The organism is Streptomyces sp. DT224 (genome assembly GCF_049844595.1).
Classification (GTDB): Bacteria; Actinomycetota; Actinomycetes; order Streptomycetales; family Streptomycetaceae; genus Streptomyces.
Genome location: NZ_JBNCLI010000012.1, coordinates 86,223 through 103,317, shown reverse-complemented (window position 1 = coordinate 103,317; position 17,095 = coordinate 86,223). Strand labels below are relative to the sequence as shown.

General features: G+C 73.5%; 14 protein-coding genes, 2 pseudogenes and 1 riboswitch. Of the genes and pseudogenes, 9 read left to right on the top strand and 7 right to left on the bottom strand.

Translation table 11 applies throughout. The features are described 5' to 3' along the window. The first annotated feature begins 15 nt into the window (after positions 1–15). Positions 16–1,650, top strand: coding sequence for an FAD-dependent oxidoreductase (locus ACLQ2N_RS28495; RefSeq protein WP_425817326.1), 1,635 nt, complete (start codon positions 16–18; stop codon positions 1,648–1,650). A 27-nt stretch (positions 1,651–1,677) separates the two neighbouring features. Here the strand turns inward: ACLQ2N_RS28495 and ACLQ2N_RS28490 are convergent, their stop codons facing one another. Then, positions 1,678–2,202, bottom strand: a complete 525-nt coding sequence (locus ACLQ2N_RS28490) for a DoxX family protein (protein WP_425817324.1) — start codon at positions 2,200–2,202, stop codon at positions 1,678–1,680. A 233-nt stretch (positions 2,203–2,435) separates the two neighbouring features. Between ACLQ2N_RS28490 and ACLQ2N_RS28485 the strand changes: the two genes are divergently transcribed. Further along, a complete protein-coding gene (locus ACLQ2N_RS28485; RefSeq protein WP_425817322.1) occupies positions 2,436–4,451 on the top strand; it encodes an FAD-dependent oxidoreductase in 2,016 nt (671 codons plus the stop codon). 43 nt (positions 4,452–4,494) lie between these two features. After that, positions 4,495–5,031 (top strand): PadR family transcriptional regulator, encoded by a 537-nt coding sequence (locus ACLQ2N_RS28480; RefSeq protein ID WP_425817320.1) that lies wholly within the window; start codon positions 4,495–4,497, stop codon positions 5,029–5,031. A 50-nt stretch (positions 5,032–5,081) separates the two neighbouring features. On the opposite strand, the gene ACLQ2N_RS28475 is transcribed toward ACLQ2N_RS28480, so the two are convergent. Next, the gene (locus ACLQ2N_RS28475) at positions 5,082–6,017 is read right to left on the bottom strand and encodes a hypothetical protein (RefSeq protein WP_425817318.1); all 936 of its coding nucleotides are present in this window, start codon (positions 6,015–6,017) and stop codon (positions 5,082–5,084) included. Then, positions 6,014–6,829, bottom strand: a complete 816-nt coding sequence (locus ACLQ2N_RS28470) for a phosphatase PAP2 family protein (protein WP_425817316.1) — start codon at positions 6,827–6,829, stop codon at positions 6,014–6,016. Before ACLQ2N_RS28470 ends, ACLQ2N_RS28475 begins: the two co-directional genes overlap by 4 nt. 148 nt (positions 6,830–6,977) lie before the next feature. On the opposite strand from ACLQ2N_RS28470, the gene ACLQ2N_RS28465 reads away from it, so the two are divergent. The 6 genes and pseudogenes from ACLQ2N_RS28465 (at position 6,978) to ACLQ2N_RS28440 (ending at position 12,361) form a co-directional block, all read left to right on the top strand. Further along, complete coding sequence (locus tag ACLQ2N_RS28465; RefSeq protein ID WP_425817314.1) at positions 6,978–7,607, top strand: TetR/AcrR family transcriptional regulator; 630 nt, start codon at positions 6,978–6,980, stop codon at positions 7,605–7,607. Positions 7,608–7,815: 208 nt separating this feature from the next. Next, complete coding sequence (locus ACLQ2N_RS28460; RefSeq protein ID WP_425817312.1) at positions 7,816–8,823, top strand: SPFH domain-containing protein; 1,008 nt, start codon at positions 7,816–7,818, stop codon at positions 8,821–8,823. Next, a complete protein-coding gene (locus tag ACLQ2N_RS28455) occupies positions 8,820–9,719 on the top strand; it encodes a hypothetical protein (RefSeq protein ID WP_425817310.1) in 900 nt (299 codons plus the stop codon). The genes ACLQ2N_RS28460 and ACLQ2N_RS28455 overlap by 4 nt, the downstream gene beginning before the upstream one ends. A 58-nt stretch (positions 9,720–9,777) precedes the next feature. Further along, positions 9,778–10,284, top strand: coding sequence for a nucleotide triphosphate diphosphatase NUDT15 (locus ACLQ2N_RS28450; RefSeq protein WP_425817308.1), 507 nt, complete (start codon positions 9,778–9,780; stop codon positions 10,282–10,284). Between the two features lie 50 nt (positions 10,285–10,334). Beyond that, positions 10,335–10,829, top strand: a complete 495-nt coding sequence (locus tag ACLQ2N_RS28445; protein ID WP_425817306.1) for an FBP domain-containing protein — start codon at positions 10,335–10,337, stop codon at positions 10,827–10,829. Positions 10,830–10,892: 63 nt separating this feature from the next. After that, a riboswitch (TPP riboswitch) is annotated at positions 10,893–10,987 on the top strand. Next, positions 10,978–12,361: pseudogene (locus tag ACLQ2N_RS28440) on the top strand (purine-cytosine permease family protein). (Overlaps the previous riboswitch by 10 nt.) Here ACLQ2N_RS28440 and ACLQ2N_RS28435 read toward each other — a convergent pair. From ACLQ2N_RS28435 to ACLQ2N_RS28420, 4 genes and pseudogenes are all read right to left on the bottom strand, one after another. Beyond that, positions 12,357–13,160: pseudogene (locus tag ACLQ2N_RS28435) on the bottom strand (TROVE domain-containing protein); the annotation flags it as partial. The pseudogenes ACLQ2N_RS28440 and ACLQ2N_RS28435 sit on opposite strands and share 5 nt — an antisense overlap. A gap of 276 nt (positions 13,161–13,436) precedes the next feature. Continuing rightward, positions 13,437–14,369, bottom strand: a complete 933-nt coding sequence (locus ACLQ2N_RS28430) for a helix-turn-helix domain-containing protein (RefSeq protein WP_425817304.1) — start codon at positions 14,367–14,369, stop codon at positions 13,437–13,439. Between the two features lie 349 nt (positions 14,370–14,718). Next, positions 14,719–15,801, bottom strand: a complete 1,083-nt coding sequence (locus tag ACLQ2N_RS28425; protein WP_425817302.1) for a lipase family protein — start codon at positions 15,799–15,801, stop codon at positions 14,719–14,721. 430 nt (positions 15,802–16,231) lie between these two features. Next, the gene (locus ACLQ2N_RS28420; RefSeq protein ID WP_275408390.1) at positions 16,232–16,360 is read right to left on the bottom strand and encodes an LPFR motif small protein; all 129 of its coding nucleotides are present in this window, start codon (positions 16,358–16,360) and stop codon (positions 16,232–16,234) included. Positions 16,361–17,095 lie beyond the last annotated feature (735 nt).

Here is a 17,095-nt window from a genome sequence, read left to right as displayed (position 1 = left end):
GAGCCCGAGCCGACCATGACCTACGCCATCACCCAGACCTGCTGCAACGACGCCACCTGTGTCGCCGTGTGCCCCGTCAACTGCATCCACCCGACGCCGGAGGAGCGGGACTTCGGGCATACGGAGATGCTGTACGTCGACCCGGAGACCTGCATCGACTGCGGGGCGTGCGCCGACGCCTGCCCGGTGGACGCGATCTTCCCCGTGGACAGACTCTCCGGGCCGCGGAAGGAGTACGCCGCCATCAACGCGGCCTACTACGCGGACCGGGAGCCCGAGCCCGTCGCCGGGCCCAACTTCCATGCCTGGGGCGCCCCTTCGTTCACGCGCAGCCTGCCGTCCGACTTCGCGCCGATCCGGGTCGCGGTCGTCGGCACCGGGCCCGCCGGAATGTACGCGGCCGAGGACCTGCTGCTGCACACCAACGCCGAGGTGACCCTGATCGACCGGCTTCCGGTGGCCGGTGGGCTCGTCCGGTACGGCGTCGCGCCGGACCACCCGGGAACGAAGGGGGTCGGCGAGACCTTCGCACGGTTCCACGCCCACCCCAGGGTGCGGATGCACCTCAACGTCGAGGTCGGGACGCACGTCTCCGCCGAGGAGCTGGCCGCGCACCACGACGCGGTGATCTACGCGGTCGGGGCCGCCGCCGACCGCCGGCTCTCGGTCCCGGGCGAGGAGCTGCCGTCGAGCATCGCGGCGACCTCGTTCGTCGCCTGGTACAACGCGCACCCCGAGGTGGCGCCGGACGCCGTGGACCTGTCCCGGGCCGAGCGGGTGGTCGTCGCGGGAAACGGCAACGTGGCGCTCGACGTCGCGCGCGTCCTCGTCGCGGACCCGGCCGAGCTGGCGGGCACCGACATCGCCGACCACGCCCTGGCCGCGCTGCGCGGCTCCGGGGTGCGCGAGGTCGTGCTGCTCGGGCGGCGCGGTCCCGAGGACGCCGCCTGCACGTCGTCCGAGCTGCTCGCGCTCAGGCATCTGCCGGGTGTGGAGCTGGTCGTGGACGACCACGACCCGCGCATCGGCCCGGCGGTCGAGGATGCCGCGTCCGGCAGCGCGGTCGCCGTGCTGCGGGGGGTCCGCCGCGAGCGCGTGGACTGGTCGGCCCCGCCCGCCGAGGGGCGGCGCATCGTGCTCCGCTTCCACTCGGCGCCCGTGGAGATCACCGGCCGCGACGACGTGACGGGCGTCCGGGTCACGGCGGGCGGAGGCGAGTCCGCGATACCGGCGCAGCTGTTCCTGCGGGCCATCGGCTACCGGGGCCGGGCCCTTCCCGGTCTTCCCTTCGACGAGGCGAGCGGCACGGTGCCGCACGAGGGCGGCCGGGTGGCGGGGATGCCCGGCACCTATGTCGTCGGCTGGATCAAGCGGGGGCCCTCCGGGGGCATCGGCGCCAACCGCACCTGCGCCGCCGAGACGGTCGGCACGCTGCTCGCCGACGCGGTCGCCGGTGCACTGCCCTCCCCGGCCCACCCGGCCAAGGCGTTCGGCCGCCTGGTCCGGGGCCGCGCCCGCCAGGTGGTCGACGCCCGGGGCCTGGCCGCGATCGACCGGGCCGAGCGGGCGCGGGGCCGGGACGGTGGACGCCCCCGGGTGAAGTTCGGCACGGTCCCGGAACTGGTCGCGGCGTCGAAAGGCCGCCGCTGAGGGGCAGGCTGCCCGGGGCGCCCGGGCTCAGAACTCCTCCGGCTCCGGCACCTGGGCCCGGGCCCGCCGGCCGACCACCGCCGCGGCCGCCGCCGCGCTGCCGGCGAAGGCCAGGGCGACCATCCACGGCTGGTTGAACGCGTGCCCGGTCGCGTGGTCGACGGAGTAGCGGCCGGGACCGGTCACGCCGATCGCGGCCGCGGTGAAGCCGAGGAACGCCGGGTACTCGTAGCCGCCGCCCTGCGCGAAGAAGCCCGCGGGCGCGTGGACGGCCACCGCGCCCGCCATCGCCCCGGCCGCCGCCGCACCGGCGGCCGGCGTGGCCAGGCCCAGGGCGAGGAGTGCGCCGCCGCCCGCCTCGCCGAGCCCGGCGGCGAGCGCGCTGTGCTTGGGCGGATGGAAGCCCATCGCCTCCATCGCGGCGGTCGTCCCCTCGATTCCCCCGCCGCCGAACCAGCCGAAGAGCTTCTGGGCGCCGTGTGCGGCGAGCACCGCGCCGGTGCCGGCGCGCAGGACGAGCAGACCGAGGTCGTGACGGTTGACGCAGCCCATGGGGGTCTCCGGTGGATTCCGGGGCCCGCCCGGATGACGCGGGCCCCTCGGTTCCGTACGACACCACTCTCCGCGCCGCGTGGAGCACGCGGACCGCGGTGTTACTCCATCCGGGCGGCTCACCCCGGGGCGTGAGCCGTGACACAGTGCGACGAACGCCATTGTGCAACTTGTTGCACAATGGCGCGGCGGTGGTTTAGAACTGGGGCGACGCCACACCGAGGAGCCGCCGCATGAGCCCGTATCCGCACCTTCTGAGCCCGCTCGACCTCGGGTTCACCACCCTGCCGAACAGGGTCCTGATGGGGTCGATGCACGTCGGCCTGGAAGAGGTCGAGAACGGCTTCGAGCGCATGGCGGCCTTCTACGCCGAGCGGGCCCGGGGCGGCGTCGGCCTCATGGTCACCGGCGGCATCGCACCCAACGAGCGGGGCTGCTCGTTCCCCGGCGGGGCGAAGATGACCACCGAGGCGGAGGCGGCCGAGCACGCCCGGGTGACCTCGGCGGTGCACGAGGCGGGCGGCCGGATCGCCCTGCAGATCCTGCATTTCGGCCGGTACGCGCACCACCCGGGCCTGGTGGCGCCGAGCGCGCTCCAGGCGCCGATCAGCGCGTTCACGCCGCACGCCCTGACCGACGACGAGGTCGAGGCGACGATCGAGGACTTCGCGACGGCGGCGGCGCTGGCCCGGAGCGCGGGGTACGACGGTGTCGAGATCATGGGCTCCGAGGGTTATCTGATCAACGAGTTCATCGCCTCGGCGACCAACCACCGCGAGGACCGCTGGGGCGGCTCGTACGAGAACCGCATCCGCTTCCCCGTCGAGATCGTGCGCCGGGTCCGCGAGCGGGTCGGCGACGACTTCATCATCATCTACCGGCTCTCGATGCTGGACCTGGTGCCCGGCGGCTCGTCCCTGGACGAGGTCGTACGTCTGGCGGGGGAGATCGAGGCGGCCGGCGCCACGATCATCAACACCGGGATCGGCTGGCACGAGGCCCGCATCCCCACCATCGCGACCTCGGTCCCCCGGGCCGCGTTCACCTGGGTCACCGAGAAGGTGCGCGGCGCGGTCTCCGTACCGCTGGTGACGAGCAACCGGATCAACACCCCCGAGGTGGCCGAGCAGGTCCTCGCGTCGGGCCGTGCCGACATGGTGTCGATGGCCCGCCCGTTCCTCGCCGACCCCGAGTTCGTCGCGAAGGCGGCGGCGGGCCGCGCGGACGCGATCAACACCTGCATCAGCTGCAACCAGGCGTGCCTGGACCACGTCTTCAGCGGCAAGGTCACCTCCTGCCTGGTCAATCCGCGCGCCTGCCACGAGACGGAACTCGTCCTGTCGCCGACCCGCACCCGCAAGCGCGTCGCCGTCGTCGGCGCCGGGCCGGCCGGTCTCGCCTGCGCGGTCACGGCCGCCGAGCGCGGCCACGCGGTGACGCTCTTCGACGCGGCCGACGAGATCGGCGGTCAGCTGAACGTGGCCCGCCGGGTGCCTGGCAAGGAGGAGTTCAACGAGACGCTGCGCTATTTCCGCACCCGGCTCGCGGAGGAGAAGGTCGGCCTGCGGCTCGGCACGCCGGTCGGCGCCCGGGACCTCGACGGCTACGACGAGGTCGTGCTGGCCACCGGGGTCACACCCCGGACGCCCGCGATCCCCGGCATCGACCACCCCAGCGTCGTCAGCTACCTGGACGTGCTGCGCCACGGCGCGCCGGTCGGCGACCGCGTCGCGCTCGTCGGGGCGGGCGGGATCGGTTTCGACGTGGCGGAGTTCCTGACGGACGGCGGCGAGGAGGCGAGCCTCGACCCGGAGGTGTTCTTCCGGCAGTGGGGCGTCGACACGGAGTACCGCGAGCGCGGCGGCCTCGCGGCCCCGGAGCGCCCGAAGACCACGCGCACCGTCCATCTCCTCCAGCGCAGGACGAGCAAGGTCGGCGCGGGCCTCGGCAAGACGACCGGCTGGATCCACCGCACCGAGCTGCGCCACCGCGGGGTCACGATGACCGCGGGCGTCACGTACGACCGGATCGACGACGAGGGCCTGCACCTCACGGTGGGCGAGGAGCGGCACGTACTGCCGGTCGACACGATCGTGCTCTGCGCGGGCCAGGACCCGCAGCGGGACCTGTACGAGGAGCTGCTCGCCGCCGGCCGCGAGGCGCACCTGATCGGGGGCGCCGACGTCGCGGCCGAGCTGGACGCCAAGCGGGCGATCCGGCAGGGCACGGAGCTCGCCGCCGCGCTGTGAACCGGACGGCCGGGGCGACCCGGCCGTCCCTAGGATGCACCCCATGTCACTGCCGCACGCGATCCTCACCGCCCTGCTGGAGAAACCCTCGTCGGGGCTCGAACTGACCCGCAGGTTCGACCGGTCGATCGGCTACTTCTGGTCGGCGACGCACCAGCAGATCTACCGCGAGCTGGGCAAGCTGGAGCAGGCCGGGCGGATCAGGGCGCTGGAGCCCGCGCAGCCGGCCCGGGGGCAGAAGAAGGAGTACGAGGTGCTGCCGGCGGGCCGCGAGGCGCTGTCCGACTGGGTCGCCCGGCAGGAGGATCCCAAGCAGGTCCGCGATCCCCTGCTGTTGCGGATGCGGGCGGCGGCGGTCGTCGGGGCGCCCGGTCTCGACGCGGAGCTGCGCCGCCACCTCGAACTGCACCGGCGGCAGCTCGCGGAGTACCAGGAGATCGAGATCCGGGACTTCCCCCCGGAGCGGGACGCCCCCGGGGACCGGCTGCGGCACCTGGTGCTGCGCGGCGGCATCGACCTGGAGAACTTCTGGATCGGGTGGCTGACCCGGGCACTGGAGGACTATCCGGAGCCGGTGTAGGGAACACGGCCGCGGCCGGGGGCGCCCTGTGACTCGTACAGCGTACGGATTCAGTGGCGCCCCGCGCCGACCCGGCGGCGGTGCTCGCGGCGTGCGACGCGGGGGCTGCTGATGACCACCCGCGACGGGGCGGGCGGCGGTGCAGCGGCCACCGCGGGCGCCGTCTGCGCCTGGGCCCGGGTCAGCAGGACCACACCCCGGACCGCCGCGACCGTGCCGAGCAGCGCCGGGACCAGACCGACCGGTCCGCCCTGGAACCTCTCCCCCAGCAGCGCCAGGCCGATGGCCGCGGCGGCGACCGGGTTGGCCAGGGTGACGACGGCGAGCGGGGCCCCGAGCCCACCCCGGTAGGCGGTCTGGGAGAGCAGCAGCCCGCCCATCGCGAAGGCGGAGACCAGCAGGGCGACGACCACCAGGCGTGCGTCGAGCAGTGGGCCGGTGCGGTCGGTCACCGCGACGGTGAGGGTCTGGGTGAGCGCGGAGGCGACACCGGACGTGATGCCCGAGGCCGCCGCGTGCCGCAGCCCGGGGCGGGCACCGGGGCGGCTGAGCCCGGCGACGAGCGCCATGGTCCCGGCGCCCACGGCCAGTGCCTCGGTCATGGTCAGGGTCTCGTGCGGGGCGGCGCCGCCCGCCGTCAGGAGCAGGGCGCCGAGGCCGAGGAGGGTGAGGAGCGTGCCGCGCCACTCGGTGACCGTGACCCGGCGGCCGGCCGCCCGGGCGCCGAGCGGGACGGCCGCGACCAGGGTCAGCGCGCCGAGCGGCTGGACCAGGGTGAGCGGGCCGTACTTCAGGGCGGCCACGTGCAGCAGCGCGCCGCCGGCGTTCAGGCCGACCGCGCACCACCAGGCGCCGCGCCCGAGGAGCCGGAGCGTGCCGGCGTCGGGCGCGGTGCGGCCGGCCAGCCGGGCCTGGGCGACCGCCGCGGCGGCGTAGGCGGCGGCGGAGACGAGGGAGAGCGCGACGGCGGCGAGGGTGGCGCTCACCGGTGCGCCCCGGAGGCGGCGTACGCGGCGGCGTGTTCCCGCTGCCGTACGACGGAGGGCCACGGCTGCGGCGGGGGGACCGGTTCGGCGCGCGGGAGGCGGAGCGCGGCGAGCGCCAGGGAGAGCAGCGCGGCCACCACGATCGAGTCGAGCCAGTAGTGGTTGGCGGTGGCGACGATGACGAACAGGGTGATCGCCGGGTGCAGCAGCCACAGCCAGCGCCACCGGGAGCGGGTGGCGACGACCAGACCGACGCCGACCATGACGGCCCAGCCGAAGTGCAGCGAGGGCATCGCGGCGAACTGGTTGGCCATGGAGTCGGTGGCCGGCTGGGCGCCGTACACCGAAGGCCCGTACACCCGGCCGGTGTCCACGAGGTGGGTGGCGGCGAGCAGGCGCGGCGGAGCGAGCGGGAAGAGCAGGTGCAGGGCGAGCGCGGCGCCGGTGAGCGCGGCGAGGACCCGGCGCGCCCAGACGTAGTGACGGGGGCTGCGCCAGTAGAGCCAGACCAGGAAGAGCAGCGTGGCCGGGAAGTGCACGGTCGCGTAGTAGGTGTTCGCCAGGTGGATCAGCGTCTCGTCGTGCAGCAGCAGGCCCTGGACCGCGCCCTCGCCGGGCAGATGCACGGCGCGCTCGACGTCCCAGACGTGGTCCGCGCTGCGGAACGCCTCGTCCACATGGCCGTTCGCGGCCCGGCGGCCGAGCTTGTAGATCAGGAAGAGCCCCACGACGAGCAGAAGCTCGCGGACCAGGGGCGGGCGGGCGAAGGTGTCCGGCTTCCGGTCGGCGGGCGTGTTGCCGGCGTACGTCACCCGGTGCCCCTTAGTTGATGCGCTTCGGCGGTCGTCCGCCCTTATCGATACGCCAGTGTACCGATACGGCGACGTATCGGTACACGCGCGTATCGGTACACTGACGTATCGATGGACCTCGTCGCAGAGTCGCAGAGAGGGAAGACACATGTCGCCGCAGCGGACCGAGCAGGAGCAGCCCCCCGCGCAGCGCCGCTCGAAGATCACGCCGGAGCGGGCGCAGGAGCTCTACACCGCCGTGCTCGACATGCTGAGGGAGAACGGCTACGAGTCGCTGACCATGGAGGGGGTCGCCGCACGGTCCCGTTGCGGCAAGTCCACGCTGTACCGCCAGTGGGGCTCGAAGCCCGAGCTGGTGGTGGCCGCCCTGCACGGCACCCGGCGCGGCGCCCTGCGCAGGATCGACACCGGCTCACTGGCGGGTGACCTGGTGGAGGCGGCACGGGCGATCGGCGAAGGCGCGGGCCGCGACACGCCGCTGATGCTGGCGCTGAGCCATGCGGCACTGCAGAGCCCGGAGCTGCTGTGCGCCCTGCGCGAGTCACTGATCCTGCCGGAGCTGGCAGCGATCGACGCGCTCGTACGACGCGGGGTGGAGCGCGGCGAGGTGGCGCCGGACAACCCGGCGGCGGAGTTCGTCGCCGCGCAGCTGCTCGGCGTGATGCGGGCCCGCCCGATGCTCGCGGGTGCCCAAGCGGACGAGAACTACCTCGTCCGCTTCGTGGAGGGCGCAGTCCTTCCCGCACTCGGCCTGAACGCCCCGGCGTCCGGGCCCTGACAGACGTGGGCCGTCGTCCGAGCGGATGGCGGCGGCCCGCCCGCGCCGCACCGTGGGGACGGGGGCGGCGCGCACCCGGCCGGCCGGTGACTTCCCAGAAGTCACCGGCCGTTCGTGTACCCGGCGAGGCTCTTTATTCGTCCTCTTGACGATAAGGCGGGATTCCGCTTATCGTCGTGCTGACGAAAACAACCTCAGGGGAGTTCCCGTGGCCGACATCACCCGCCGCTTCGGCTGGCGCCATCTCCGCTCCGCGCCCACCGCGCACATCCGCCACCACAAGCGCGGCCGGCTCGCCCACGACGGCGCCGGACTGAGCTTCTGGTACCGGTCACTGAGCGCCGCGCTCTCCGAGGTGCCGGTCAACGACCGCGAACTGGCCATGGCGTTCCACGCGCGCACCGCCGACTTCCAGGACGTCACCGTCCAGGCCACCGTCACCTACCGCATCAGCGACCCGGCCGAGGCCGCCGCCCGCCTCGACTTCTCCGTCGACCCGGACACCGGCGCCTGGCGCGGCGCGCCCCTCGAACAGATCGCCACCCTGCTCACCGAGACCGCCCAGCAGCACACCCTGGACGTACTGGCCCGCACCCCGCTGGCCGGTGCCCTGGTGGACGGCGTCGCCGCCGTGCGCGAGCGGGTGGCGGCCGGTCTCGCCGCCGAGCCGAGGCTCCCCGCCACCGGCATCGACGTGGTCGCCGTGCGCGTCGTCGCCATCCGCCCCGAGGCCGAGGTGGAGCGCGCCCTGCGCACCCCCGCCCGCGAGCAGATCCAGCAGGAGGCCGACCGGGCCACGTACGAACGGCGTGCCGTGGCCGTCGAGCGCGAGCGGACCATCGCCGAGAACGAGCTCGCCAGCCAGATCGAGCTCGCCCGGCGCGAGGAACAACTCGTCGAGCAGCGCGGCACCAACGCCCGCCGGGAGGCCGAGGAGGGCGCCGCCGCCGACGGGGTGCGCGCCGAGGCGGAGGCCGCCCGCACGGTACGGCTGGCCGGGGCCGAGGCGGAGGCGGCACGGCAGGTGGGTGCGGCACGCGCCGAGGCACAGGCGGCCTGGCTGCGGGCGCACGGCGAGGTGGAGGCCGCGACGCTGCACGCGCTGGCGGCCACCCGGCTCGCCGAGAACCTGCCGCACATCGACAGCCTCACCCTGTCGCCGGACGTGCTCACGGGCCTGCTCAGCAAGCTGGGCCGGCCGGAGGCCGGGGCGTGAGCCTGGCCCCGCGGGCGGTCCTGGTCCACCGCACCACGGAGTACGAGGAACTGCTCGCCCGCCACGGCACGCGGGGCCAGGCCGCGTTCGTCCTGGCCGCGCGGGGCCGGTCCGTCGAGGAGGTGGCCCGCCGGCACGAGCGGACCCGGCAGGCCCTGGCGGACGTGGCGGCGGCCGTTCCGCTCACCTGGCGGCACTGCCGGGTGGAGCGGGCCGACCTGGACCGGTTCCTGTTCGCGCCCGAGGACGTGGTGGTGGTCGTCGGGCAGGACGGCCTGGTCGCCAACGCCGCGAAGTACCTGTCCGGTCAGCCGGTCATCGGCATCGACACCGATCCGGGCCGCAACCCCGGCGTCCTGGTGCGCCACCGGCCGGCCGACGCGGGGGCGCTGATGCGGGCGGCCGTGACGCCCGGCGGGCGGGCCGACGCGCTGACGATGGTGGAGGCGGTGGCCGACGACACACAGCGGCTGCTCGCCCTCAACGAGGTCTACCTCGGCCCGCCCGGTCACCAGACGGCCCGCTACCGGCTCGGGCGCGACACGGCGGACTCCCCCGCCGAGGCGCAGGCGTCCTCCGGCGTCCTCGTCGGCACCGGCACCGGGGCGACCGGCTGGCTGCGCTCGCTCTGGCAGGAGCGCCGCAGCGCCCTCCCGCTGCCCGGGCCCGCCGACCCCCGGCTGCTCTGGTTCGTCCGGGAGGCGTGGCCCTCGCCGTCGACCGGTACGTCGTTCGTCTCGGGCGAGCTGGGGCCCGGGGAGGGGCTGCGGCTGACCGTGGAGTCGGACCGCGTGGTGGTGTTCGGCGACGGCATGGAGACGGACGCGCTGGAGCTGACGTGGGGGCAGAGCGTACGGCTCGGCGTCTCGGCGACCTCGCTGCGGCTGGCGGTGTGAGGGCCGGGCGAAGGGGCGCACCCGTAGGCTCGACGCCCAACCCCTCCGGAGGAGCAGCATGACCACTGAGAACCCCCTCGCCCCTTCCCGTAACACCCAGCCGCCCGAGGCCCAGGCGGCGCTGGGAGTCGGTGTCGTCGTGCTGGACCCGCAGGGCCGGATCCTGCTCGGCCGGCACCACAGCGGCACCTGGGAGCTGCCCGGCGGCAAGGTGGAGCCGGTGCCCGAGTCCGTCGCGGCGGCGGCCGTGCGGGAACTGCGCGAGGAGACCGGGCTGACCGTCCCCGAGGACGAGGTCACCGTCTTCGCGATGCTGCACGACGCCCTCGGCGGGATCAACCGCGTGACGATGGCCGCCCTGGTGCGCGTGGACACCGGCACGGCGCGGGTGACCGAGCCGCATCTGATCAGCACCTGGGAATGGACCGCGCTCGACCGCCTCCCGTCACCGCTCTTCGGCCCGTCGGCGCAGATCCTCGCGACCTGGCGCCCGGACCTCGGCATCCCGCACCCGCCCGTGCACCGCCTCCCCCTCGCGCCCAAAGGCCTCCAGGTGAAGCCCTAACCGAATTAATCGTTTGCCTAGGGGCCATAGGCAGAGTTAGCTTCGTGTGCATGAAGGCCCTGACCGAGCAGGACATCCGCTCATCGTTCGTGAATTGCTCCAAGGGGGAGGCCAAGCGTCTGCCGCTCCCCCGCGACTTCGAGGAACTGCCGTGGGACGACCTCGACTTCCTCGGCTGGCGCGACCTGTCCGCGCCGGGACGCAGCTACATCGTCACCGAGCACGAGGGCGAGCCCGCCGGGATCTCGCTGCGCTTCCCGTCCCAGCAGCGCGGCTTCCTGCACCGGAGCATGTGCTCGCTCTGCCTGACCACGCACCCCGGCAGCGGGGTCTCGCTGATGACCGCCCGCAAGACCGGCCCCGCCGGGCGCGACGGCAATTCGGTCGGCCTGTACATGTGCACCGACCTGGCCTGCTCGCTGTACGTGCGCGGGAAGAAGGCGGTGGCCTCGGGGGCCCGGTTCAAGGAGAGCCTGAGCACGGAGGAGCAGATCGCCCGCACGGTCGACAACCTCCACGCGTTCGTGACGAAGCTCTTCAGCTGAGCCGGAGCGGGTCCGGCCGACCCCCGCGAGGAGATCGCACAGGCCGGCGCTATTCTGGCCGCCACACCGGACACGGGGTGCCCCGCACGAGGGCTGAGATCACACCCGTCGAACCTGAACCAGTTAGCACTGGCGGAGGGATGTCTTCATGTCGTTGCCGCATGCCCGGGAGGACCGCGCCGCGTTCGGCGGGCGCATGCCCGCCGCCGCCGGCGATCTGCGCATCGAGGCGCACGGGATAGCCCCGGTCCCCGAGGACCGCCGTTACGGCGGGGCGGGCCGGCTGTTCACCGTCTGGTTCGCGCCCAACCTGACCATGACCGGCGTCTTCACCGGCACCGTCGGCGTCGCGCTCGGCCTGGACTTCGCGACGGCCCTCGCCGCCGTCGTGCTCGGCACCCTCGCCGGCGCCGCGCCGACCGCGTATCTGGGCACCTGGGGCAGCCGCACCGGATCCGCTCAACTACCGCTCGCCCGGCTGGCGTTCGGGCCGGGCGTGGTACTGCCGGGCGCGCTGCAGTGGCTGTCGTCCGTCGCCTGGGACGCCCTGATCGGCCTGTTCGGCGGGGACGCGCTGGCGCAGCTGTGCGGCTGGCCGTTCTGGCTGGGTGTCCTGGTCATGATGGCCGCGCAGGGCGCGCTCGGGGTGCTGGGCTACGAGGTGATCCACCGGCTCCAGACCGTGATGACCTTCGCCCTGGCCGCGGCCTTCGCCGTGCTCGCCACCAGGCTCCCTGCGCGGGGTGGACCCGGTGACCGCCTCGACCGTGCACGGCGCGGACCGGGCCGGGGCGTTCGTCCTGACCTGCACCATCGCCCTGAGCCTGGCGCTGTCCTGGGCGCCGTACGCGAGCGACTTCAGCCGCTACCTGCCCCGCGACACGTCCCGGACCCGCATGTTCTGGTGCGCGCTGGGCGGGATCAGCGCGTCCTTCGTGGCGGTTCAGACGATCGGGCTGTGGGGGGCCTCGGTCCTCACGGACCAGACCGCGCGCGGCGTGGACTCGCTGCTCGGCGGGGGTGCGCTCGGAGCGTTCGGGCTGCTCGCGGTGGCGCTGGCCGCGCTGTGCAGCAACGCGATGAACGACTACAGCGGTTCGCTCGCGTTGCAGACCATGGGGGTACGCCTGCCGCGCCCGGTGGCCGCGGCGCTCGCCGCCGCCCTGGGGTTCCCGCTGGTGCTGTGGATGCACGCGGCGGACACGACGGCCCGCTTCCAGAACGTACTGCTTCTCGTCGGCTACTGGATCCCCGGCTTCGTGGCGATCGTCTCCGTGGACTGGCTGGCGCGCGCCCGGGCCCGGCGGGGCGCGCCCGTCGACCTCGCGGCCGAGCACGACCGGCCGCGCCCCTGGTGGCCGGCGCTCGCCGCGTTCGCCGCGGCCTTCGCGGCGGCGGTGCCGTTCATGAGCACCGGCCTGTACGTGGGCCCGGTGGCCGAGGCGCTGCACGGGGCCGACCTGGCGTACGGGGTGGCGTTCCTCGCGGCGCTCGTGGTGTACGCGCCGCTGCGGCTGCGACGGGCGCGCTGACGGACTCCCAGGTCATGCCCGCCTCGGCCAGCCGTTCAGCACCGCCGGGGCCGGTGATCAGGGCGCGCCGCTCGTCCACCGGGGTGTCCAGGAGCGCCCGGTGCGCGGTGAGCACCCGGTCCTCGTCCGGAGCGGTCGCCCGGTCCGGATGGTGGCGGCGGTCCAGGGCGTACCGGAAGAGCGCGCCCTGCTCGGGCCTGGCCGGGTCGGGGGAGGCGTGCACCAGGTTGAGCACATCACCGAAGCGGAAGCCCCGGGACGCGGTGTCGTACTTCAGCAGGGCGCGGGACGTGTAGAGCCTGCGTACGGCGTCGGCGACGCCCCGCTTCACGGGCTGCGGTACCTGGCGCCCGTACGTCGCGATCCAGTGCGCGAGCAGTTCACCGGGCTCGTCGGCACGTTGGAGCACCGCGTCGATCACGGACCGGTTGGAGGGTCCGGTGCGGGCCCCGGCGGCGAGCCTCGCGCGTACGTACGCGGCGGCGCCGACCAGGGACGCGGTGCGCGTGTTGCCCTCGCCGCGCAGCCAGCGGAGCAGCCCGGCCGTCCACACGGGGTGCTCGACGGCGAGGCGGGCGACGAGGGCGGCGTACCGGTCGTCGCGGTCCTCCCCCCTCTCGTAAAAGGTCTCCTGGGAGACGAAGTTGCCGACGGCGAGGAGGAAGAGCTCCTCACGGGGCTCCCGGAAGAAGGCCGGGCCGCCCTCGTACGTTCGGAGGTCCCGTGCGGTGGAGCCGGGTACGGACCGGGTAGCGGTCAGGTGGCGCGCGGCGGCCGAGACATGCGGGGCCACCAGCATCTCGGACCAGACCTTCGAGATGCGTCGGGAATGACGAGGCAGTGAATCCCCCTGGATCAGGCAGTGTTGTGGACGCGCGCGCCCGGCGAGATCAAGGAACATGGCGGCGGCGTCACTTGGGTTTCGGAAGGAAGTAGCCGCAGCCGGGCGCATCGCCGGGCGCGGGCGCGCCGGAAACGTACAAGACCCGCCGAGGGGCGCACCACCGAATTACCGCGCGCCGGCTTCAACGGGTCAGGGACCGGCGGTGGCCCACCTGTCCCAACGCTCCGTCCGTCAGGGCATCCTGGCCGTTCCCGTCGGCGCGCACTGCATCTGCTTCTCCGAGGGGATCTCCCCGCACACGCTCATGGAGTCGAGCGGCGCATCCTCGGAGACCCCGAGCATCTTGGTGTACGAGTCGTGCTCGAAGCGGATGAAGGCGTCCAGCTCCATCCCCCGGGCGTCCTTGATGATCACCTTGTCGCCGACGGCCCCGCCCTCGATCCGCCCCCAGACCGCCTGGCAGGCGGCGCTGTAGCGCAGTTCGATCTGCATGCCGCGCAGAAAGGTGCTCTTGGCGGTCTTCGCGTCCCACTGGCACTCCATGGCCTGGGGATCGTTGCGCCAGCAGGTGTCCGACGTGCACTTGACCTTGATGTCCCCGGCGCCCGGGACGAGGTCCGCGCCCTGGCCGCTCGCCTTCTTGCTCTCGCTACGGCTCGTAGCGGCGTCCGGGCCCTGGTCCGCTCCCGTGAGGTACGGGGAGAGCAGCCCGGTCGCCACCGAGCCCATCAGGGCGCCCGCCGCGATGTAACCGATCACCGCGCACCGCCGCCGCCATGGCACCCCGGGCCGCCGGCCCGGCGTCCGCGCCCGGACGGCCGGGTCACCGGCGGCGGGACGCGTGGCCGCGGGCCGGTCCCGGCCGCCCGTCGCCGGCACCGGGTCCGCGACCGGCACGCCTGCCCTGGCCAGCAGGTCGAGCAGGGGTTCCGGCGGTGTGCCCGCCACGGCGGCCAACTCCTCGACCGCCACGGGGGTCGGCAGCTGCTTGCCGTTGAGAAACCTCTCCCACGAGGAGCGGCTGTAGTGCGTACGGTCGGCCAGCCCGCCGAAGCTGAGCTGGGCGGCCTCCTTGATCCTCCGCATCTCCGCGCCCAGTTGTGCGCGGACCGCTGCCGTGGCATCCGGTGCCGGGTTCGTCGGATCCGACTTCGCGTTCGACATGCAAGACCCCCCTCGTCATGTGCGCCCCACGCGTCGTCTCCTCCCCCGGACCGACGCGGCGCGAGGGACAGAATAGATCGGGCGTACGACGGCCCCGCAGCAGCTCAAGCGCGTGGCGCGGCGCTGATTCCGGCCTGCCTGCCCTACCGGCGGCCGACCTCTTCCGGGCACCCGCGAAGGTCTGCGCGGGTTGCCAGGAAACCGTGCGCGCAATGCCAACTTGCCCACGGCGGCGGGGGCGTCGGCATCCTCCTCGCGGAAACGGCGCTCCGGCTGGGGCCTGTCTGACCATTCCCGTCTGCAGGGCGGCGCCATGCAGACGGGAATGGTCAGACAGGCCCGAGGGCCGTCAGCCTTGCCGGTCTTCTCCGGGGGCGGACCTGCCGAAGAGGCGGTCGATCCAGCGGGTGACGTCGGGCAGGGACGCGGACAGAACGCCGCGGTGGTCGGCCTCGGGGTAGGTGAACGAGGTGACGTGGACGCCGTTCGCCCGCAACTGCGCGTCCAGGGCGGCGGTCCAGGCGGGCTGGATCACCGTGTCCTTGCCGCCCTGCGCGAGCAGCACGGGAACGCGCGGGGACAGCCGGCCCGGCTCGTTGTCGGCGAGTGCCCGGTCGAGGGCGGTGAGGTCGGCGTCCTCGCGGAAGATCTCGTCGCTCCTCAACGAGCCCCAGGAGTCGGGGGCACGGAGCTGGGCGCTGCACATCCGGTCCGCGTCACCGGCCACCGCCAGGGCTTTCGGCGTGAACAGCCGCTCGTCGGGCATGGGGCTGACGGTCTGGGCTCCGCGCACGATCAGCGGGAAGAAGTCGCTCACCCCGGCGAGCGGTTGCCGGCGCAGCGCGGGCACAGCCGTGCTGAGCTGGGACCCCGGCGCCAGCGCGGCCGCGCCGATCAGGCGCAGCTCCGGCGTCCAGCGGTTGGCGAGGTCGGCGGCGAAGACGGCCGCGTGGCCGCCCTGCGAGTGGCCGTACGCCACCCACTCGTCGCTCAGGTGGCGGGAGAGCTGGTGCGCGGCGCGGGTCAGGTCGGCGGCTGCCCGGGCCTCTGCCTCACCGACGAGGTAGCTGTGCGTGCCGTCCGTACCCAGGCCCTGGTAGTCGGTCCGGGTCACCGCGTATCCGCGGGAGACCCAGGGTGCGACGGTGTCCTGCAGCGACTGGAGGTAGTCGTGCACCGGTCCGTTCGCGCTGTCCCGCGACGGGGCGCAGGCGTCCGCCACGCCCGTCGTGCCGTGCAGCCAGGAGAGCACCGGCCGGCCGCCGGCCGGGGGCCGCCCGTGCGGGATGGCGACCGTGCCGGAGACGGCCACCGCCTTGCCCTGCGGGGTCACTGAGCGGTACAGCACACGCCAGTTGTCGGCGCCCTCGAAAGCCGCGACCCCGGTCAGCCGCTGGGCCCGGATGAGCGTGCCGTGTTGTCCGTGCTCCACCAGTCCCCGGGGCGCGTGATAGAAGGCCTCGCCCCTCGGCCCCGATGGGACGCCGGACCCCTCGTGGGCCGCCGCCACGGATGGTGTCGCGGTGAGAAGCGCCGCGAGGACGCCGGACGCGCAGCAGGCTGCGATCGTCCTGGCCGTCCCCGAGTACCTGTGTCGCACAGCCATGTGGATCTTGGGCCTCTCTCCTGGGAATCGCCTTCGCCGGTCCCGCGCGGCGCGCCTGCTCGGCGCACCGGCCCGGAACAAGCTCTGAATGATGATTCACCACTTGCTCCGCCCGCCGCAAGACCCTGCGGCGGCCAGGGCCGCGCGTGACCGGACCGGACCGGGGACACGGGCGCCCCGAAACGCCGGAAGGGCGGCTCCGGACCTTTCCGGAACCGCCCCTCGAAGACCCGTGACGACGAGTCGGCGCGCGCGCTCAGTGGTGACCGTGGGCGGTGCTCGACGCACCGCTGAACAGCCGTGCGACAGCCCGGAACGGCAGCGTGACCACCGTGGCGATGGCGCCGCCGATGGAACGGAACACATCCGCGATCGCCTTCAGCATGGCTACTCCTCTGCTCGGTCGCACCCCTCCGTCGGAGTGCCGCGGTCCTCTGTCTGCGACCGCGTACCCGGGCTCCCGGCGGAAAAACGCCAGGGCCCGGCGCCGGACAACGACCAAGGGCCGGTTTCGAAACTTCCGAAACCGGCCCTGATCTGCGACTGCATCCAGTCGGGACGACAGGATTTGAACCTGCGACCCCTTGACCCCCAGGAGTAGGAGTCAAGGGTACTTTCAGGATTTTACAGACTTTATCCGTGCGAAAGTTGTGCGTTGAAGTATGTGCCGTGCGCCGCCGCGCGTAGCGTGTGGTCCCCAGTTGGTCCCCACTCAGCCCATTCCCAATGTCCGGCCGAACCCTGCGCGAGCGCCTCAGGCCGCTTCGAGATCTCGCCCCTTCGACAGCCCATGGAGTCATCGGGTTGGCCCCGGCCGGTTCGCAAGTCTTGTAGCGGTCCACACCAAGTTGCGAGCTCGGCCCCTCCACTGCTCCTTGAAGCACTGAGCCACGAGACACCGCTACCCCTTCCGGACACCGAAACGGAGCTTCGTTGAACCGGCTAAAAACGCCGCTCCGTCGTAGAACGTGCTTTCCGGCAACACCGACAGCGCGAGGCAATTACGTGCACGGCACATTGGTCCCCAGCTTTGGTCCCCAGACCTACGCCACCCGTCAACCGACGCAGACGATCGTTGAGAGAAGCACCGGTTTAGCCAACCGTCGAGCGTCGCAACCCA